Source organism: Exiguobacterium aurantiacum DSM 6208, assembly GCF_000702585.1.
GTDB lineage: Bacteria > Bacillota > Bacilli > Exiguobacteriales > Exiguobacteriaceae > Exiguobacterium > Exiguobacterium aurantiacum.
This window is the reverse complement of record NZ_JNIQ01000001.1, coordinates 2,857,684-2,873,422: the sequence shown is the minus strand read 5'-3', so window position 1 is coordinate 2,873,422 and position 15,739 is coordinate 2,857,684. Positions and strand designations below refer to the sequence as shown.

Below are 15,739 nucleotides of genomic sequence, written 5' to 3'. Positions count from 1 at the left end.
TATGGGAGTCACAATTGACCTAAACGCGATTCGTGAGAACAAACGTCGGATCGAGACGCTCGGCCGCCCGGTGTTCGCCGTCGTGAAAAACAACGCCTATAACTTAGGGATGGAGCCAGTTGTGACGACACTGTACGAAGAAGGGGTGCGTCACTTCATGGTGACGACGCTTGAAGAGGCGAGGGAAGTTCGGACGTATGCGCCGGACGCCCGCGTCCTCGTCATGAACCCTGTTTATGAATGGCAAGATGTCCAAGAACAGAAACTCGATGTCGCCATCGGATCGTACGATTGGTTAGTCGCTCAGCGCAGTCAATTGGACGGGGTCCGGCTCCATTTGAAATTAGATGTCGGCATGAACCGTTTTGGTGCCAAGACGTTCGAGGAGGCACTTGCCATCGTCGCATTTTGCCAAGATGAAGGACTCGACCTCGTCGGGTTATGCACGCACTTCCCGCTCGCCGATGCCGATAACGCGGAAATCGAGCATAGTATCCAAGTGGAGCGGTTCGCCGACTGGTCGACGCGGCTCATCGAGCGGCATGCGTTCGAAGTCGTGCATGCGGCGAACAGCGCGGCGACGCTACAAGCGGACGCTCGTCTTGCGCATTGCACGCACGTGCGGGTCGGGATCTTTTTGTACGGCTATTCGTCGGTCGAACCGGTCGAATGGCTCGTCCCGGCGTTCCGTTGGGAGACAGAAGTCATCGCGGTGCATCAGATCGAAGCGGGCGCTCACGTCGGTTACGGCACAGGTTATACGGCACCGGCGCAAGAACGGATCGCTGTCCTGTCAGTCGGTTACGGCGATGGCTTGATGCGCGCACGGCGGCATTTGCCGGCCCATATTAACGATCGGGCGTTCCCGTTCATCAGTAACATTTTCATGAGCCACAGCTTCCTCCGCGTCGATGAGACCGTTCAAGTCGGGGACGTGGTCGAGTTATATGGCAACACGACAAAAATTGATGACGTGACGCGTACCGGTCACGCCAACAATTCAGAACAACTATGCGCACGCTCATGGCGTGTCCCGCATCGCTTCGAAGGAGGAAATGTATGTACACCACCAACCAATCAGTTTGTATGATCGAGGGCGTGTCCGTCCGTGAACTTCAAGCGACGTATGGGACGCCGCTCTATATCATGAGCGAGCCGGAGCTCGAGAGCCGTCTCGGCCTCGTCCGGAGCGCCTTTTTAGACAAGTATCCGAACACGTACGCGCTCTACGCGTCGAAAGCGATGTCGGTCGCGGCCGTCTATGAGAAAGTCATGGCGTCCGGTCTCAGTATCGATGTCGTCTCGCGCGGCGAGATGTTCGTCGCCTTGCACGCCGGTGTACCGGCCGACCGGATTCACGTCCACGGGTCGAACAAGACGGTCCAAGACATCGCGTTCGCCCTTGAGAACGGAATCACTCATTTCACGATCGACAACATGCGTGAAATCGGGCTGTTATCCGGCCTCGCCGTCGAACATGACGTCGACGTCGATGTCTTGCTCCGCATCGTTCCACAAGTTGTCGGAGGCGCCCATGAAGCGATTCAGACGGGTGGGGTCGATACGAAGTTCGGTTTCCCGACGCATGACGAGACATATCTCGAAGCGGTCCGGGCGACACTTGCGGCGGAACGACTCCGCTTACAAGGTATCCATTGCCACGTCGGGTCACAGATTCAAGAGCCGACGCTGTTCATCAATACGGTCAAGACGATGGTCAACTTCATCGAGACGATTCGTCAACAGACAGGCTTCACAGCCGACGTCTTGAACATCGGGGGCGGCTTTGGCGTCGCCTATCTCGAGTCGGACGATCCGCTCGACTTTGCCGACACGATGACGCAAGTGATGGATACGCTCATCGCGGAAGTGAACCGCTTCGGATTGCCGCTCCCGAAAATCGGGATCGAGCCGGGACGTTGGCTCGTCGCGAACGCCGGGGCGACGCTTTATGAGGTCGGTACGGTGAAGGAAGTGAGCGGTGTCCGCACGTATGTCTCGGTCGATGGCGGGATGACGGACAACATTCGTCCTGCCCTCTATGACGCCGAGTACGACGTCATCGCAGCGACACGGATGAATGAAGAAAAGACGCTCGAAGCGAAAATCGTCGGGGCGTGCTGTGAGTCGGGGGACATCATCGCGAACCGTTCACTCATCCCGCCGGTCGAGGCGGGCGATCTGCTTCTCGTCAAAGCGACGGGGGCGTATAACTTCTCGATGGCGAGCAACTACAACCAAATGCTTCGTCCGGCCGTCGTCTTCGTGAAAGACGGGACACATCGTCTCGTCGTTCGCAGACAGACGCTCGAAGACTTGGTCGCTTGTGAAGTGGTCGGTCAATCGACATAATGGTGTAGGCGAATAAAGAAAAGGGATTCAGTCGCATGACTGAATCCCTTTTTCGGGTGAACCGTTAGTTGGCAGGTTAATCGAGTTGTGCGTTGACTTCTGCTTCATATCGTTCCACAAGTTTGTTGTTGTCCGTCGTACCGTATTTCTTTTCTAACACCGGGATTAGACGTAACCAAATCGTATTCTTTTCATAAAGGTCTCGGTCAAACCGATGATTCAACTCTTGAAGGGATAAACCAAGGGCGCTCGCGTAGGCGAGATGAATCGGCAAATCACTTTGGTCCGGTCCTTGTTGAATGAAACGGTCAATCTCGTCTTCGGTTACGTGAATGTTGTACGTCTCTCTTGCGACCGTCTTCCATGAAACATCTTGTTCCATCGCTTCAGTCGAGAGTGCGATGACTTGCGCGTCTGTTAAGTCGGTTTCATAGTACAGCTTCTCTTCTGCCAACGTCCGAATGACCCACTTCCGTAACGGCTCCTCGACGTCGAACTGGTTTGCTTCGATGATCACGTCATCAAACAGTTTCTTATAGTCGTCGAACGTGAAATTGTCTACGATTTGGCGCTGTTCTTCTTCACTTTTCATTTGAATTGTTTCGTGTGGCGATGCCGCGGACTGACATGCTGTTGTGAAGATGACGAGCGAGAGCGTACACAATAGCAATGATTTGAAACGTGCGGTCATGATGATCCTCTCCTTATCTGTTTCCTCTTCGAACATGACAGGTGCTTCAACCAATAGAACGGGAAAGCGATTCACTACTATATACTAGGTAAGTCGCCATCAGGTTCCCTTCAATTTCAGTCAAATCGCTACACGTGAGAACGATTTTTAATTATGATGAAACAGATAGTAGAGGGGGAATTGACATGATAGAAAAGACGGCAGGACAACAGTTGATCGAATCGCGGCGGACGATTCGCATGTTCACGGAAGGTGCGCTCGACACGGCCGAGTTGTATGAACTATTGACATCGGCCCATCAAGCGCCGTTTCATAACAAAGTCGAACCATGGAACGTCTACTTGTTCAACGGGGACGGGAAAGACGTGTTGTTAGACGCGCTCGAACCGGCTTTTGCCGACGGTGCTGAGGCGAAGCGGGAAAAGATTGCCGGGCGGATTCGGAATGCCGCTGCCTGCATCTACGTGACGACAAAGCCGTTCGAGACGGAGAAAGACAAGAAAGATGCGTTGCTCGCGACCGCGACGTTCATCCAAAACTTCCATCTGCTTTGTAGTGAGCGAGACATCGGTCTCGTCTGGCGGACGGGCGGTATCTTTGAAGACGCTCGCCTGCAAGACATGATCGGGGCGGAAGGGGAGACGTTCGTCGGGCTACTCCAACTCGGGCGATTCGAGGACGTGCCGCCGACAAAACGTCGTCAGTCGATTGACAGCTGCCTCACAATTTTTGAATAAATAAAAGCTCGAGCGAGGACAAGTGTCTACGCTCGAGCTTTTGATGTATGCGAGTTATTTTTTTAATTTATTTGCGAGCCAGTCTTGAATGACATTAGTTGGAATCATTATGATCACGTTCCCCCGGTTTTGATTTCTTCCTCTATACTATTATCCGATTGTATCCGTTCCCAAACCTCTCGATGTGCGCCTTGTAGCGTATCGTCGAACGAATCCTCGACATGAAGGCAATAGCTTGGGTTGATGGACGAAGCGTACAAGTCTAACATGAATTGCGCGTGGTTGAGATGCATACAATTGGCCCCTTTCGACACGTCGGCTTGACTACATCCTCAGTATACAAGGGAAACATGAAGAAAAATCGGGATAATCGTTAACAATTTATGAATCTTGTAAACGCTTTCACAAACTTTCTGTGGCGGCGAGTACTTTACACGTCTTGCGGTATTGTTCTGCCCGTTTGGCGTACTTGTTGACGGTCCGTTCCATGATGAAACGATCTTCGTCATTCAGCGGACGGACGACTTTGGCCGGGACACCCATGACCATGACCCCTTCTGGAATTTGCATGTTCGGCGTGACGAGCGCGCCGGCGGCGACGAACGACCCTTTCCCGACCTTCGCCCCATCGAGCACGGTCGCATGCATCCCGATCAGACAGCCTTCTTCAATCTCACAACCATGAATCATCGCCATATGTCCGATCGAGACGCGATCATGGATGATTGTCGGTGATCCTTCGTATTGGTGGACCATCGACCCGTCCTGAATGTTGACATACGAACCGATTTGAATCGGCCCTTCATCTCCGCGGATGACCGTATTGAACCAGACCCCAGAATGCTCGCCGATTGTGACGTCTCCGATGACATGGGCCCCTGGAGCGATGAACACCGTCTCGTCGACTTTTGGTATGAGTTCGCCTAATTGATATTGCATATGTGTAACCCCTTTCAAACAGATATGCTCTTATTGTCGCACAACTTCAAAAAGAAATTGCGCCGAAAAGATTTTTCTTGTTAAGATAGATAAAATACGTTGAAAAGAGGAGACACACAGATGGAAAAACAACATTTGATTGACATCGCCGCCAAGAAAAAGAAAGCAGCGGTCGTCTTTAAAGATGTGGCGGTCATCGACGTGTATAGTCGGGAGACGATTCGCGCCGATGTGGCCATCGACGCAGGATACATTGTGGCCATCGGGGAAGGCTACGAAGGGGAGACGGAATACCATGACCCGTCGTGGACGCTCGCGCCGACGTTCATCGATTCACACGTCCATATCGAGTCGTCGATGGTTCCGCCGCACGAGTTCGCGAAAGCCGTCCTTCCGCTCGGTGTGGCGACGGTCATCGCCGATCCGCATGAGATCGCGAACGTGAACGGGGCACTCGGTATTGAATATATGCTCGCCGACGCGAAAGGGCTCCCGCTCGACGTCCGGATGATGCTACCGAGCTGCGTGCCGGCGACACCGTTTGAACACGCCGGGGCAAAACTATATGCGGAGGATTTGGCACCGTTTTTAGGCGACCCGGGCGTACACGGTCTTGGAGAAGTGATGGATTATCCGTCCGTTGAGGCCGGCAGTGAAGATATGCTTCAGAAAATCGCCCAAACCGAGCATGCCGGAAAAGTCGTGGACGGGCACGCCTCTGGGCTTGGTCCGGACCAGTTGAACGTGTACCGCACAGCGGGCATCATGACAGACCACGAATGCACGACAGCGGAAGAGGCGCTCGAGCGAGTCCGTCGCGGCTTTTACGTTCAAATCCGAGAAGGGTCGGTGGCGCGAAACGTTGAACAAGTGAGTCGGGCCATCACCGAGAGCAACGCGCATCGCTTCTTGTTCTGTACGGATGACAAGCACTTAGATGACCTCGTCGCAGAAGGCGGGATTGACTACAACATTCGTATGGCCATCAAGCAAGGGGTCAAACCGGAGACGGCATACGCGATTGCCAGTCTTCACGCGGCCGAAGCGTATGGATTGAAAGATGTGGGTGCCATCGCACCAGGCAAGCGAGCGAACTTCGTCATCTTGTCAGACGTCCAATCGGTTAAAATCGAAACAGTTTACGTGAACGGCGAACTTGTAGTTGAAGAAGGAAACGCCACGTTCGAAGCCACAGGGATCGAAGTGCCGAAACCGATGAAAGGGGAACTTAAACTTCCAGCCTTGACCGCGGATTCGTTCCGTTTGCCGGTCAAGGAAGAGGCCGTCGACGTGATTCAAGTGTTGCCGAACAGTCTGTTGACGAAGCGGGAACGGCTCGTCTTCACCCCAGACGAATCTGGCGCGGACATCGCCCAGGACATCGCGACGCTCGCGGTCATCGAACGGCACCATGGGACGGGACATATGGCACTTGCACCAGTGACCGGCTTTGGGTTGAAACGAGGAGCGCTCGCCGCGACGGTGGCGCATGACAGCCACAACCTCGTCGTCGCGGGCGTCAGCCCGGAAGACATGCTACTCGCAGCCGAGACGCTCGAGAAAGTCGGTGGCGGCGTCGTCGCGGTCTCAGAAGGGAAAGTTCTCGCCGTCTTGCCGCTCGAGATCGGCGGACTCATGACGAAACGTCCGTATAGAGAAGTCGCAGAAGTCCTCGAGCAATTGAACGACGCCCTCGACGTCGTCGGGGCGTATCGTCACTTCAACCCGTATTTGACGATGTCGTTCCTCGCACTTCCTGTCATTCCAGACTTGAAGTTGACGGATATGGGACTGTTTGATGTGACGACGTTCTCATTTATCGAAGCGTGAGTCGGTCTAACGTATGATTTTTGTTAAGACCGGCCCGAAACGATTGAACGGTCACCGGTAAGTTGGTATAGTTACAACAAGTTTCATCGGTACAATTTGAAAGGGGGGATATAACAGATGGAACAAGTTGCTTACAACCGGTCGTATGATGAACATGAGGATTTGATCAATTCTGTATATCGTGCCTTCCAAGACCGATGTGAAGAATTGCCTGACGAGACGCGGACGAAACGCCGTTTGCGCCGACTCATCCTATTGACGATCAAAGACCACACGTCATCGCACGCCGAACGGTTCGTGCTGTATCATTTCTTCAGTGATTTCTTTAAAGCGGTCGAGTCGGACGACAAAGAGGCACTCGCTGTCTTGAAACAAATCGTCCGCGAGGAAAAATAATTGTTGATATGTGACGGTCACTTATGATAATTTAGACGTAACTTTTAAATGAATATTCGTGCTATCGATGAGGTAGAGGTGCGATGCTGATGAGTAAGTAGTCCGAGGATGACAACGGTGAAGACTACAGAAAGGCAAGATCGCCGAAGTGTGAAGTCATGTCCGTGACTTCATGCTGGGCTGACGGGAAACACCCGTCAGACTGCCATACATATTTACGTATGGAGCGCTCCAAGTCGGCTAAGAAAGACGGAACATCCAGCGAGGGTGTCGGCTTTGTTGCCGATGCCCTCGCTTTGCGTTTTTTTAAGCATTGGGGGGCCTCATCTCAAACAGAAGAGGAGGAAAACAGCATGGTAGATTATTCAACATCGGTACTGTCACTCGTACCGGCATTGCTCGCCATCATTATGGCCATCACAACACGGAAAGTCATCCCGTCACTCGGCGTCGGGATTATCGCAGGGGTGTTGCTCTTGCATAGTTTCAACCCGATCGACTCGATTTCATACTTATGGTCGAACGTCATCGCCTTGTTCTGGTCTGACGGCGAATTGAACGAATGGAACGTTCTTTTGATCGCGTTCTTGCTCTTACTCGGTATTTTGTCATCGATCATTCAGACGTCGGGCGGAGCTCGTGCGTTCGGTGAATGGGCGGCTGCTAACGTCAAGACGGCACGCGGCGCTCGCCTCGTCTCGTTCGGGCTTGGGATTTTGATATTCATCGATGACTACTTCAACAGCCTCGCAGTCGGTAACATTAGCCGTCCGCTCACGGACCGGAAAAAAGTCTCACGAGCGAAACTCGCCTATACGATTGACTCGACGGCCGCACCGGTCTGTGTCATCAGCCCGCTCTCGAGCTGGGGGGCCTACATCATTGCCATCATCGCCGGTATTTTAGCGAAGTACTCGATTGACAGCTATTCGTCATTGTCGGCGTTCATCCAAATGATCCCGATGAACTTCTATGCCATCTTTGCGCTTCTGTTGACAGGATATGTCGCTTTCACTGGGCTCGCTATCGGACCGATGCGTACGCATGAGCTTCGCGCCCTTAAAGGTGAGCTGTACGACGTGTCGAAAGGCGCGCCGATGGGGATGAGCGAAGATATTAAAGAGCATGATGGCGGGAAAGTCCGTGACTTGATCGTTCCGATCATCGTGTTGATCGTCGCGACCGTCTCGGCGATGCTGTACACGGGCGGACAAGCGCTCGCGGCTGACGGACAAGCGTTCTCGCTCCTCGGCGCCTTCGAGGCAACAGATGTCACACGTTCACTCGTTGCCGGTGCCGTCATCAGTTTGATCTCTGCTTTCTTGTTGCTCATCGGACGCAAAATCCCGTCTGGTGACTACGGTCGCGCCGCTTGGGCCGGGATCCGTGCCATGTGGCCGGCAGTGCTCATCTTGTTGTTCGCTTGGACGATCATCGCGGTCATCGGCGATATGAGAACAGGTGATTACTTGGCGAGCTTCGTCACGGATCGGATCGCGGCGTCTTACTTGCCGCTCATCTTGTTCGCGATCGCTGGACTCATGGCGTTCTCGACAGGGACGAGCTGGGGGACGTTCGGTCTCATGCTTCCGATTGGAGCCGATTTGATTATGGCGGTCGAGCCGGAGCTGTTGCTTCCGACGCTCGCGGCCGTGCTCGCAGGTGCCGTCTTCGGTGACCACTGCTCACCGATTTCGGATACGACGATCCTCAGTTCGACTGGTGCCGGATCGCACCACATCGATCACGTCTTGACGCAGCTTCCGTACGCTTCGATCGCGGCTGGAGTCTCAGCGGTCGGATACTTGGTACTCGGTATCACGACGTCGATGTGGATTGGTTTCTTCGCGGCAGCAGCGACGTTCATCGTCTTGCTCTTCATCGCGCAAATCATCTCGAAACGAGGTCGTGTACCGGCGGAAATCCGAGCCGAACGCGAAGCATAATTACTCAAAACAGGCGTGCCTCACTCGAGGGCATGCCTGTTTCTTTGTCATCGGATCCGCTCCCGGCTCGAAGACCATAGAACGACAAACAACCCCTTCCGCGAGAATGCGGAAGGGGTTGTCGATTAGTTGACGTCCAACCATTTGAAGCTTGCGTCAGCTCCGAACGGGTGGCGGTACATGTTCTCGATGTTCGTACGCTCGAGGTATGCCTCACCTTTTTGGTAGATCGGTGCGATGGCGAAGTCTTCTTCAAGCAAGACGCGTTCCGCTTCTTGCATCGTCTCCCAACGCTTCATCTCATCGGCTTCTTTCTTGGCAGATTGGACGAGTTGATCGTACTCATCGTTCGAGTAGGCCATCCGGTTGAACGGACCGTCCGTTACCCACATGTCGAGATATGTCATCGGATCTTGATAGTCAGGACCCCAGCCGGCAGCTGAGACATCATAGTCGCCTGCGCCTTCGAGTTCAAGGAAGTTTTTGAACGGTTGTTGTTTAATGTTGAGCGTGAGTCCTGGCAAGTTCTTCTCGAGCTCGCCTTTGATGAACTCGTTTACTTTTTTGAACGCTTCTTCGTCACGTGAGAGGAACTCAAGTTCGATCGTCTCGACGCCGAGTTCAGACAATCCTTTCTCCCACGCCGCTTTCGCTTCGTCTACGTTGTAGCTGAGGAGGTCTGGATATTTCTCACGGAAATCGGCACCGTCAGACGTGTACGTGAAGTCTTTGGCGACGATGAAGTTTGCCGGTTGCGAGCCGTCTGTCAAGATGACGTCCGTAACGCCTTGTTTGTCGAAGCCTTTCGCGAGCGCTTCGCGGATATTGACGTTTTGGAGTGCCTCGTTCTTTTGGTTGAAGCGAAGGAAGTTGATGCGGGCATCGGCACGCGTCTTGAACTCTTCGCTGTCTTGGAACTGAGGGACAAACTCAGACGAGAGGAGCGTGTAGTCCGCTTCGCCAGACTCGAACAAGTTGACGCCTGTCGAGACGTCCTTGACGACTTTGACGTTGATTGTCTCCATCTTGACGTTGTCGGCATCCCAATATTCCGGGTTTTTCTTGTAGACCCAGCCCGTGTTGTCTTGCCAGCTATCGAGTACGTAAGGACCGTTGTAGAGCGTCTTGTCGACTGTGCTCGCGAATGCTTCGCCTTGCTCTTCGACGAATTCTTGTTTTTGTGGCATGTACGTCGGGAATCCAGTCAATCCGAGGAAGTAAGGAGCCGGCGCTTCAAGTTGAACTTCAAGCGTCTTCTCATCGACGGCTTTGACACCGAGATCGTCGAGAGCAGCCTCACCCGCGAGGATGCTGTTGGCGTTCTTCAAGTCTTGAAGGATGTACGCGTATTCAGCGCCCGTCTCTGGGTTCAATGCGCGCTTCCATGAATAGACGAAGTCTTCAGCTGTGATGGGTGAGCCGTCCGACCAGTTGGCGTCACGTAATTTGAACGTGTATGTAAGGCCATCTTCCGAGACTTCGACGTCTTCTGCGATTCCTGGTGTCGGTTGGTTGTTTTCATCTAGACGATATAGTCCCTCGAAGACGTTGTTCGTCACGATGATGGATGTCGAATCTGTCGTGAGTGTCGGGTCAAGTTGCGGCAAATCGGTTGCCGATACGAACGTGACTTCTTTTTTCGCATCACTCGATGAAGATCCGTCAGAAGAGCTTGACGAGTCCTCGTTCCCGCCACATGCTGCCGTTGCGAGCAAAGCGACTCCTGATAAAGCTAACCATTTCTTGTTACGCATTGTCATACCTCCCGAAAATTCTGATTATTTCGAATATAATGTCATTAAACTACAAATGAAATGAATACGCAATTTATTTTTTGTAATTATTCGAAAATATAAACATTAGTGAAATACCTATCAAACTAAGCTTGAATTGAGTAGAATGAAAAAATCATCGAATGAATATACGTTATTTATGTATAGTTATTCGTCAGACGTCAACGGAGTTCGGAGGGTTTATTCATGAAGTCAGAGGCAGCCGGAATCGGCTTTTTTGGTCTCGCGGCGATGGTCGTCGGAACGATGATCGGCGGCGGGGCGTTCAATTTACCGGGAGCGATGGCACAGGGTGCCGGCGTCGGTTCCGTCTTGATCGGTTGGGGTATCACGGGCGTCGGCATGATCATGCTCGCGTTCGTGTTTCAATATTTGGCGGACTCTCGTCCGGAGTTAGAGGGCGGCATCTATGCGTATGCCAAGGAAGGGTTTGGTACGTTCGTCGGTTTCAACAGCGGTTGGGGCTATTGGATGTCGGCCTGGATCGGCACGGTGGCGAATATTACGCTCATCTTTAGCACACTCAGTTACTTCTTTCCGATTTTCTCGGCTGAGCACCGGACGTTTCGGTTGCTCATGAGCGCTCTCCTCATCTGGGGATTGTTTTGGTTGATTTCGAGAGGGATGAAAGAAGCGGCGCTTCTCAATATCGTCACGACGATTGCGAAACTCGTGCCGATTTTCTTGTTTATTATCCTCATCTTGTTCGCGTTTCGCATCGAGACGTTCCAAATTGATTTTTGGGGCGAGGACGGATTTGATTGGTCGCACGTGTTCCCGCAAGTCAAATCGACGATGCTCGTCACGTTATGGGCGTTCGTCGGGATTGAAGGGGCGGTCGTCTTATCATCCCGCGCCCGTAACAAACGGGACGTCGGACGGGCGACGGTCATCGGGCTTGTCGGGACGCTTCTCATCTATATGATGATTTCGATCTTCTCGTTCGGGGTCATGACACAAGCGCAGCTCGCCGCGTTGCCGGAACCCTCGATGGCATACGTGTTGGAGGCGGTCGTCGGACCGGTCGGGGCGACGCTCATCAATATCGGGCTACTCGTCTCACTCGCCGGCGCGCTCCTCGGCTGGACGATTTTGGCGACGGAGATTTCCTACGTGGCGAGCCGGGACGGCGTCTTTCCGCGTCTATTCAACCGGTTAAATGAAAATGAGACGCCGGTGAACGCGCTGTTCGTCACACAAGCTTTCACACAAGTCGTCACGGTCATCGCCTTGTTCTCGGAGCAGACGTATCTGGTCCTCTCGAGCATCGCCGGGATCGCGGCGCTCGTCCCGTATTTCTTCTCGGCCTTATTCGGTTTAAAAGAGGCGAGACGGACGAACTCGCGGAGGATGCTCGTGGTGTCTAGCATCGCTTCTATGTACGCCGGATGGTTATTATACGCTTCAGGGCTTGAATACATGCTCATTGCGATGATTTTATATGCGCCAGGCATTTTCGTGTTCATGCTAGCCGAGCGGGAGCAAGGACGGCCGTTTCTCAGTCGGCTTCAATATGCGATCGCGGTGCTGATTTTGCTCGCGGCGACGTACGGAGTATACGGACTCGTGACGGCATCGATCACACTATAACGAAAAAGCACTGACCCGCGAGGTCAGTGCTTTTTGTTATCGACTTGATTCGTGAGCATATGGACGATTCGATGCGGCGACATCGGTTTGGCGTATAAAAAGCCTTGGAACGAGTCGCAGTCGGTCGTTTTTAAGTGGTCGAGCATCTCCTGGTCCTCGACACCTTCGGCGACGACGTGGAGGTTCAAGCTCTTCCCGAGATGGACGATGACGTTGAGCAAGTGCGACTTCGATGTGAGCCAGTCATCTAAAAAGACTTTATCAATCTTCAGCTCGTCGACAGGGAACGACTTCAAATATTGAAGTGACGAGAATCCTGTGCCGAAGTCGTCAATCGATAAACGATAATCGAGACGCTTGATTTGATTCATCCGGGCGATGATTTCTTCTGTCTGTTGCATGACAAGACTTTCCGTGATCTCGAGGATCACGTCGCTCGGATTTAAATTGAGCTGCTGTTTAATATTTCGCAACGTATTGATGAAACTCTCACTCCGGAACTGGTTCGGCGAGATGTTGACCCCCATCGACAGCGGTTGATCGACGAGCGGTTGCCACGCCTTCAACTGTTTTGCCGCCTCAAGGATGACCCAGTTGTTGATCGGGACGATGAGCGCCATCTCTTCGGCGAGCGGGATGAATTCCGAAGGCGGGATTTGACCGAGCTCGTCGTGATGCCATCGAAGCAGCGCCTCGAACCCGATGAGCCGGTCCGTCTTCAACTCGTATTTCGGTTGGTACTCGAGATAAAAGTGTTTCTCTTCGAGCGCTTTATACAATGCTTTCTCGATATGGATTTGCCGCGAGAAGGCGTCATCCATGTCTTTCGTGACGAATTGAATCGTCCCGACCCCGATCCGTTTTCCTTTGAACAGGGCGCTCTCCGCCCGAGTGTACAGTTCTTCTAACGAGTTCGTCGCGGACGGATAGAAGACGCAGCCGATGGAAATCGACAACATGATCGAATGGTGATAAATCCGGAACGGTCGCTGCAACTCGTACTGCAATTGACGAAGCAATTGGAACACTTCTTCTTTCGATTGTTCTAAGAATAGGACACCGAACAGACCGCCGGAAGGATGGAACATGACACTTGATTCAGGTAAGTAACGGGCAGCCCGTTCCTTGATTTGGAGCAACAGCTCGTTGCCGACGCGTGAGCCGAACGACTCGTTAATAATTTTGAACCGGTCGATATCAAATAAAGCGATATGGACAAGCCCTTCTGTTTGATCGGTCGATTGGAGGATGTCTCTGTATTCGCGTAACCAGCCTTTCTTATTCAACAGACCGGTCAAGTCGTTGTAGTACGCCAAGTATTCGACTTCACGCTCGAGCCGCTTCTTGTCAGAGACGTCAAACCCGAACGCCGTATACTGAAGAACGTCGCCGTCCTCGCTCAAGATCGGAACGACCGTCAAGTTGAGCCAACAGACGTTCGTCGCATGCCGCTTCGAATAGATCGGCATTTCACCGTTCCAAATGCGGTCGGATACAAGGGCGTGGCGCACCGTATCGGCGATCGGATTATGTTTGTACACCGGATGAATCAGTTCAAACCAGTTTTGGCCGATGAAGCGATGGTTCGGCGCACCGATCAGTTCACATAGCATCGGGTTGATCTCGTGGATCACCCCTTCTGCGTTCGCCGACAAATAGTACGTCGACTGCTCGATCATCGATTGGAAATGGTGTAATAGATTAAATTGTTCGGTGCTGATGAGCGGACCGAACCCTTTCGGTAAGAACGCGAGAAAATAGCCGTTAAAGTCGTGGATGGAGAACGATTGCAAGTAGGCGGTCGCATAGACGAGCGAACCGTCTTTATGTTGAAACGGCGTCATCGCCGTCGTCGAGAACGGGTATTGAAGGAGTAGCGGTGACCACGTCTCGAGCGCGCTTTCTAAATGTTCGACGACAGGCAGTGCTTGGTGGAGCACCTCGGCACGCTCCCATCCGAACAGCGTTGTCGCATGTCCGTTCCATAAGAGGACGTCGCCGTCGAGGTCGATATAACAGCATGGGATTGACAAGGCGTCGATGAACGCGTCAATCGGCAAGTCACGCAATGATGCCACACGAATTCCTCCAATCTACGTCGAATAAGTCATAGTCTACATTCAGTGTACCTTATTTTCCCAACCCTAGGAATGGTCAAGTTCGTCGTTGTCAAAAGAAAGACGGTCATCATATACTGAAAGAGTAAGATCGACTTTTTAGAATAAGGGGGAAATCAAATGTCAAAAACACAAGATGTGATTGAATTGACAGAGAAGTTCGGGGCGCACAACTATCATCCACTTCCAATCGTGATCTCGGAGGCGAAAGGGATTTGGGTCACCGATCCTGAAGGGAATCGCTACATGGATATGTTGAGTGCATATTCGGCTGTCAACCAGGGGCATTGTCATCCGAAAATCATTCAAGCGCTAAAAGAACAAGCGGATAAGATCACGTTGACGTCACGCGCGTTTTATAACGATCAGCTCGGTCGCTTCTACAAAAAAGTGGCAACGCTTACAAATAAACAGATGGTGTTGCCGATGAATACGGGTGCCGAAGCGGTCGAGACGGCGGTGAAGGCGTCACGTCGTTGGGCGTATGAAGTGAAGAACATTCCAGGCCAAGCCGAGATCATCGTCTGCTCGGGCAACTTCCACGGACGCACGATGGCGGCCGTGTCGATGTCGACGGAAGCAGAATATCAACGTGGCTTTGGACCGCTCTTACCTGGATTCAAAGTCGTGCCGTACGGTGATATCGACGCGTTCGAAGCGGCCATCACAGAAAACACGGCGGCGTTCATCGTCGAGCCGATCCAAGGTGAGGCGGGCATCATCATTCCGCCGGCAGGCTATTTGAAACGGGCGAGCGAATTATGCCGCGAGCACAACGTCTTGTTCGTCGCCGATGAGATTCAATCGGGTCTTGGACGATCGGGGAAATGGTTCGCCATCGAATGGGAAGACGTCGAACCGGACATGTATATTCTTGGAAAAGCGCTCGGAGGCGGGGTGTTCCCGGTTTCTTGCGTGGCAGCCAATGAAGACGTACTCAGCGTGTTCAACCCAGGGTCGCACGGTTCGACTTTCGGCGGGAATCCGCTCGCAGCGGCCGTCTCGATTGCGGCGCTCGAAGTGCTCGAAGAAGAGAAGCTCCCTGAGCGCTCTCTCGAGCTTGGGACATACTTCATGGACCGGATCAAGTCGATCGACAATCCGCTCATCCAAGAAGTGCGCGGGCGCGGACTGTTCATCGGTATCGAGTTGACGGAAGCCGCTCGTCCTTACTGTGAGGCGCTCAAAGAGCGGGGCTTGCTTTGTAAAGAGACACACGAAACGGTCATCCGCCTCGCGCCTCCGCTTGTCATCACGAAAGAAGAGCTCGACGAAGCGTTCGAGGCGATTGCGGCTGTGTTCGCACCGACACCTATTTCATAACCGCACACGATTTGTTATAATTTAA

At 52.8% G+C, this 15,739-nt stretch carries 12 protein-coding genes and 1 riboswitch; of the genes, 8 read left to right on the top strand and 4 right to left on the bottom strand.

Features of this window, described 5'->3' with window-relative positions:
* Window position 1: 1 nt before the first annotated feature.
* Window positions 2-1,090 (top strand): alanine racemase, encoded by a 1,089-nt coding sequence (alr, locus tag P398_RS0115145; RefSeq protein WP_029336033.1) that lies wholly within the window; start codon window positions 2-4, stop codon window positions 1,088-1,090.
* Complete coding sequence (lysA, locus tag P398_RS0115140) at window positions 1,060-2,352, top strand: diaminopimelate decarboxylase (RefSeq protein WP_029336031.1); 1,293 nt, start codon at window positions 1,060-1,062, stop codon at window positions 2,350-2,352. The genes alr and lysA overlap by 31 nt, the downstream gene beginning before the upstream one ends.
* A gap of 76 nt (window positions 2,353-2,428) precedes the next feature.
* On the opposite strand, the gene P398_RS0115135 is transcribed toward lysA, so the two are convergent.
* Complete coding sequence (locus P398_RS0115135; RefSeq protein ID WP_029336030.1) at window positions 2,429-3,043, bottom strand: hypothetical protein; 615 nt, start codon at window positions 3,041-3,043, stop codon at window positions 2,429-2,431.
* 185 nt (window positions 3,044-3,228) lie between these two features.
* Between P398_RS0115135 and P398_RS0115130 the strand changes: the two genes are divergently transcribed.
* Window positions 3,229-3,780 carry a nitroreductase family protein gene (locus P398_RS0115130; RefSeq protein WP_235263450.1) on the top strand — a complete coding sequence of 184 codons (552 nt, stop codon included), beginning with the start codon at window positions 3,229-3,231 and terminating at the stop codon, window positions 3,778-3,780.
* Window positions 3,781-4,182: 402 nt separating this feature from the next.
* On the opposite strand, the gene P398_RS0115120 is transcribed toward P398_RS0115130, so the two are convergent.
* Window positions 4,183-4,719, bottom strand: coding sequence for a gamma carbonic anhydrase family protein (locus P398_RS0115120; RefSeq protein ID WP_029336028.1), 537 nt, complete (start codon window positions 4,717-4,719; stop codon window positions 4,183-4,185).
* Between the two features lie 120 nt (window positions 4,720-4,839).
* Here P398_RS0115120 and ade point away from each other — a divergent pair, with 120 nt between their 5' ends.
* The 3 genes from ade (at window position 4,840) to P398_RS0115100 (ending at window position 8,891) form a co-directional block, all read left to right on the top strand.
* The gene (gene ade / locus P398_RS0115115) at window positions 4,840-6,549 is read left to right on the top strand and encodes an adenine deaminase (RefSeq protein WP_029336026.1); all 1,710 of its coding nucleotides are present in this window, start codon (window positions 4,840-4,842) and stop codon (window positions 6,547-6,549) included.
* Between the two features lie 117 nt (window positions 6,550-6,666).
* Window positions 6,667-6,945, top strand: coding sequence for a hypothetical protein (locus tag P398_RS0115110; protein ID WP_024371731.1), 279 nt, complete (start codon window positions 6,667-6,669; stop codon window positions 6,943-6,945).
* Window positions 6,946-7,010: 65 nt separating this feature from the next.
* Window positions 7,011-7,185: riboswitch (Lysine riboswitch) on the top strand.
* A 113-nt stretch (window positions 7,186-7,298) separates the two neighbouring features.
* Window positions 7,299-8,891 carry a Na+/H+ antiporter NhaC family protein gene (locus P398_RS0115100; protein ID WP_024371730.1) on the top strand — a complete coding sequence of 531 codons (1,593 nt, stop codon included), beginning with the start codon at window positions 7,299-7,301 and terminating at the stop codon, window positions 8,889-8,891.
* A gap of 125 nt (window positions 8,892-9,016) precedes the next feature.
* Here P398_RS0115100 and P398_RS0115095 read toward each other — a convergent pair whose 3' ends face one another.
* A complete protein-coding gene (locus tag P398_RS0115095) occupies window positions 9,017-10,645 on the bottom strand; it encodes a peptide ABC transporter substrate-binding protein (RefSeq protein ID WP_029336024.1) in 1,629 nt (542 codons plus the stop codon).
* A gap of 225 nt (window positions 10,646-10,870) precedes the next feature.
* On the opposite strand from P398_RS0115095, the gene P398_RS0115090 reads away from it, so the two are divergent.
* Window positions 10,871-12,274 (top strand): basic amino acid/polyamine antiporter, encoded by a 1,404-nt coding sequence (locus tag P398_RS0115090; protein ID WP_029336022.1) that lies wholly within the window; start codon window positions 10,871-10,873, stop codon window positions 12,272-12,274.
* Window positions 12,275-12,297: 23 nt separating this feature from the next.
* Here the strand turns inward: P398_RS0115090 and P398_RS0115085 are convergent, their stop codons facing one another.
* The gene (locus tag P398_RS0115085) at window positions 12,298-14,352 is read right to left on the bottom strand and encodes an EAL domain-containing protein (protein WP_029336020.1); all 2,055 of its coding nucleotides are present in this window, start codon (window positions 14,350-14,352) and stop codon (window positions 12,298-12,300) included.
* A 159-nt stretch (window positions 14,353-14,511) separates the two neighbouring features.
* Between P398_RS0115085 and P398_RS0115080 the strand changes: the two genes are divergently transcribed.
* Entirely contained in the window at window positions 14,512-15,714 is a 1,203-nt protein-coding gene (locus tag P398_RS0115080) for an ornithine--oxo-acid transaminase (protein WP_024371726.1), read from the top strand.
* Window positions 15,715-15,739 lie beyond the last annotated feature (25 nt).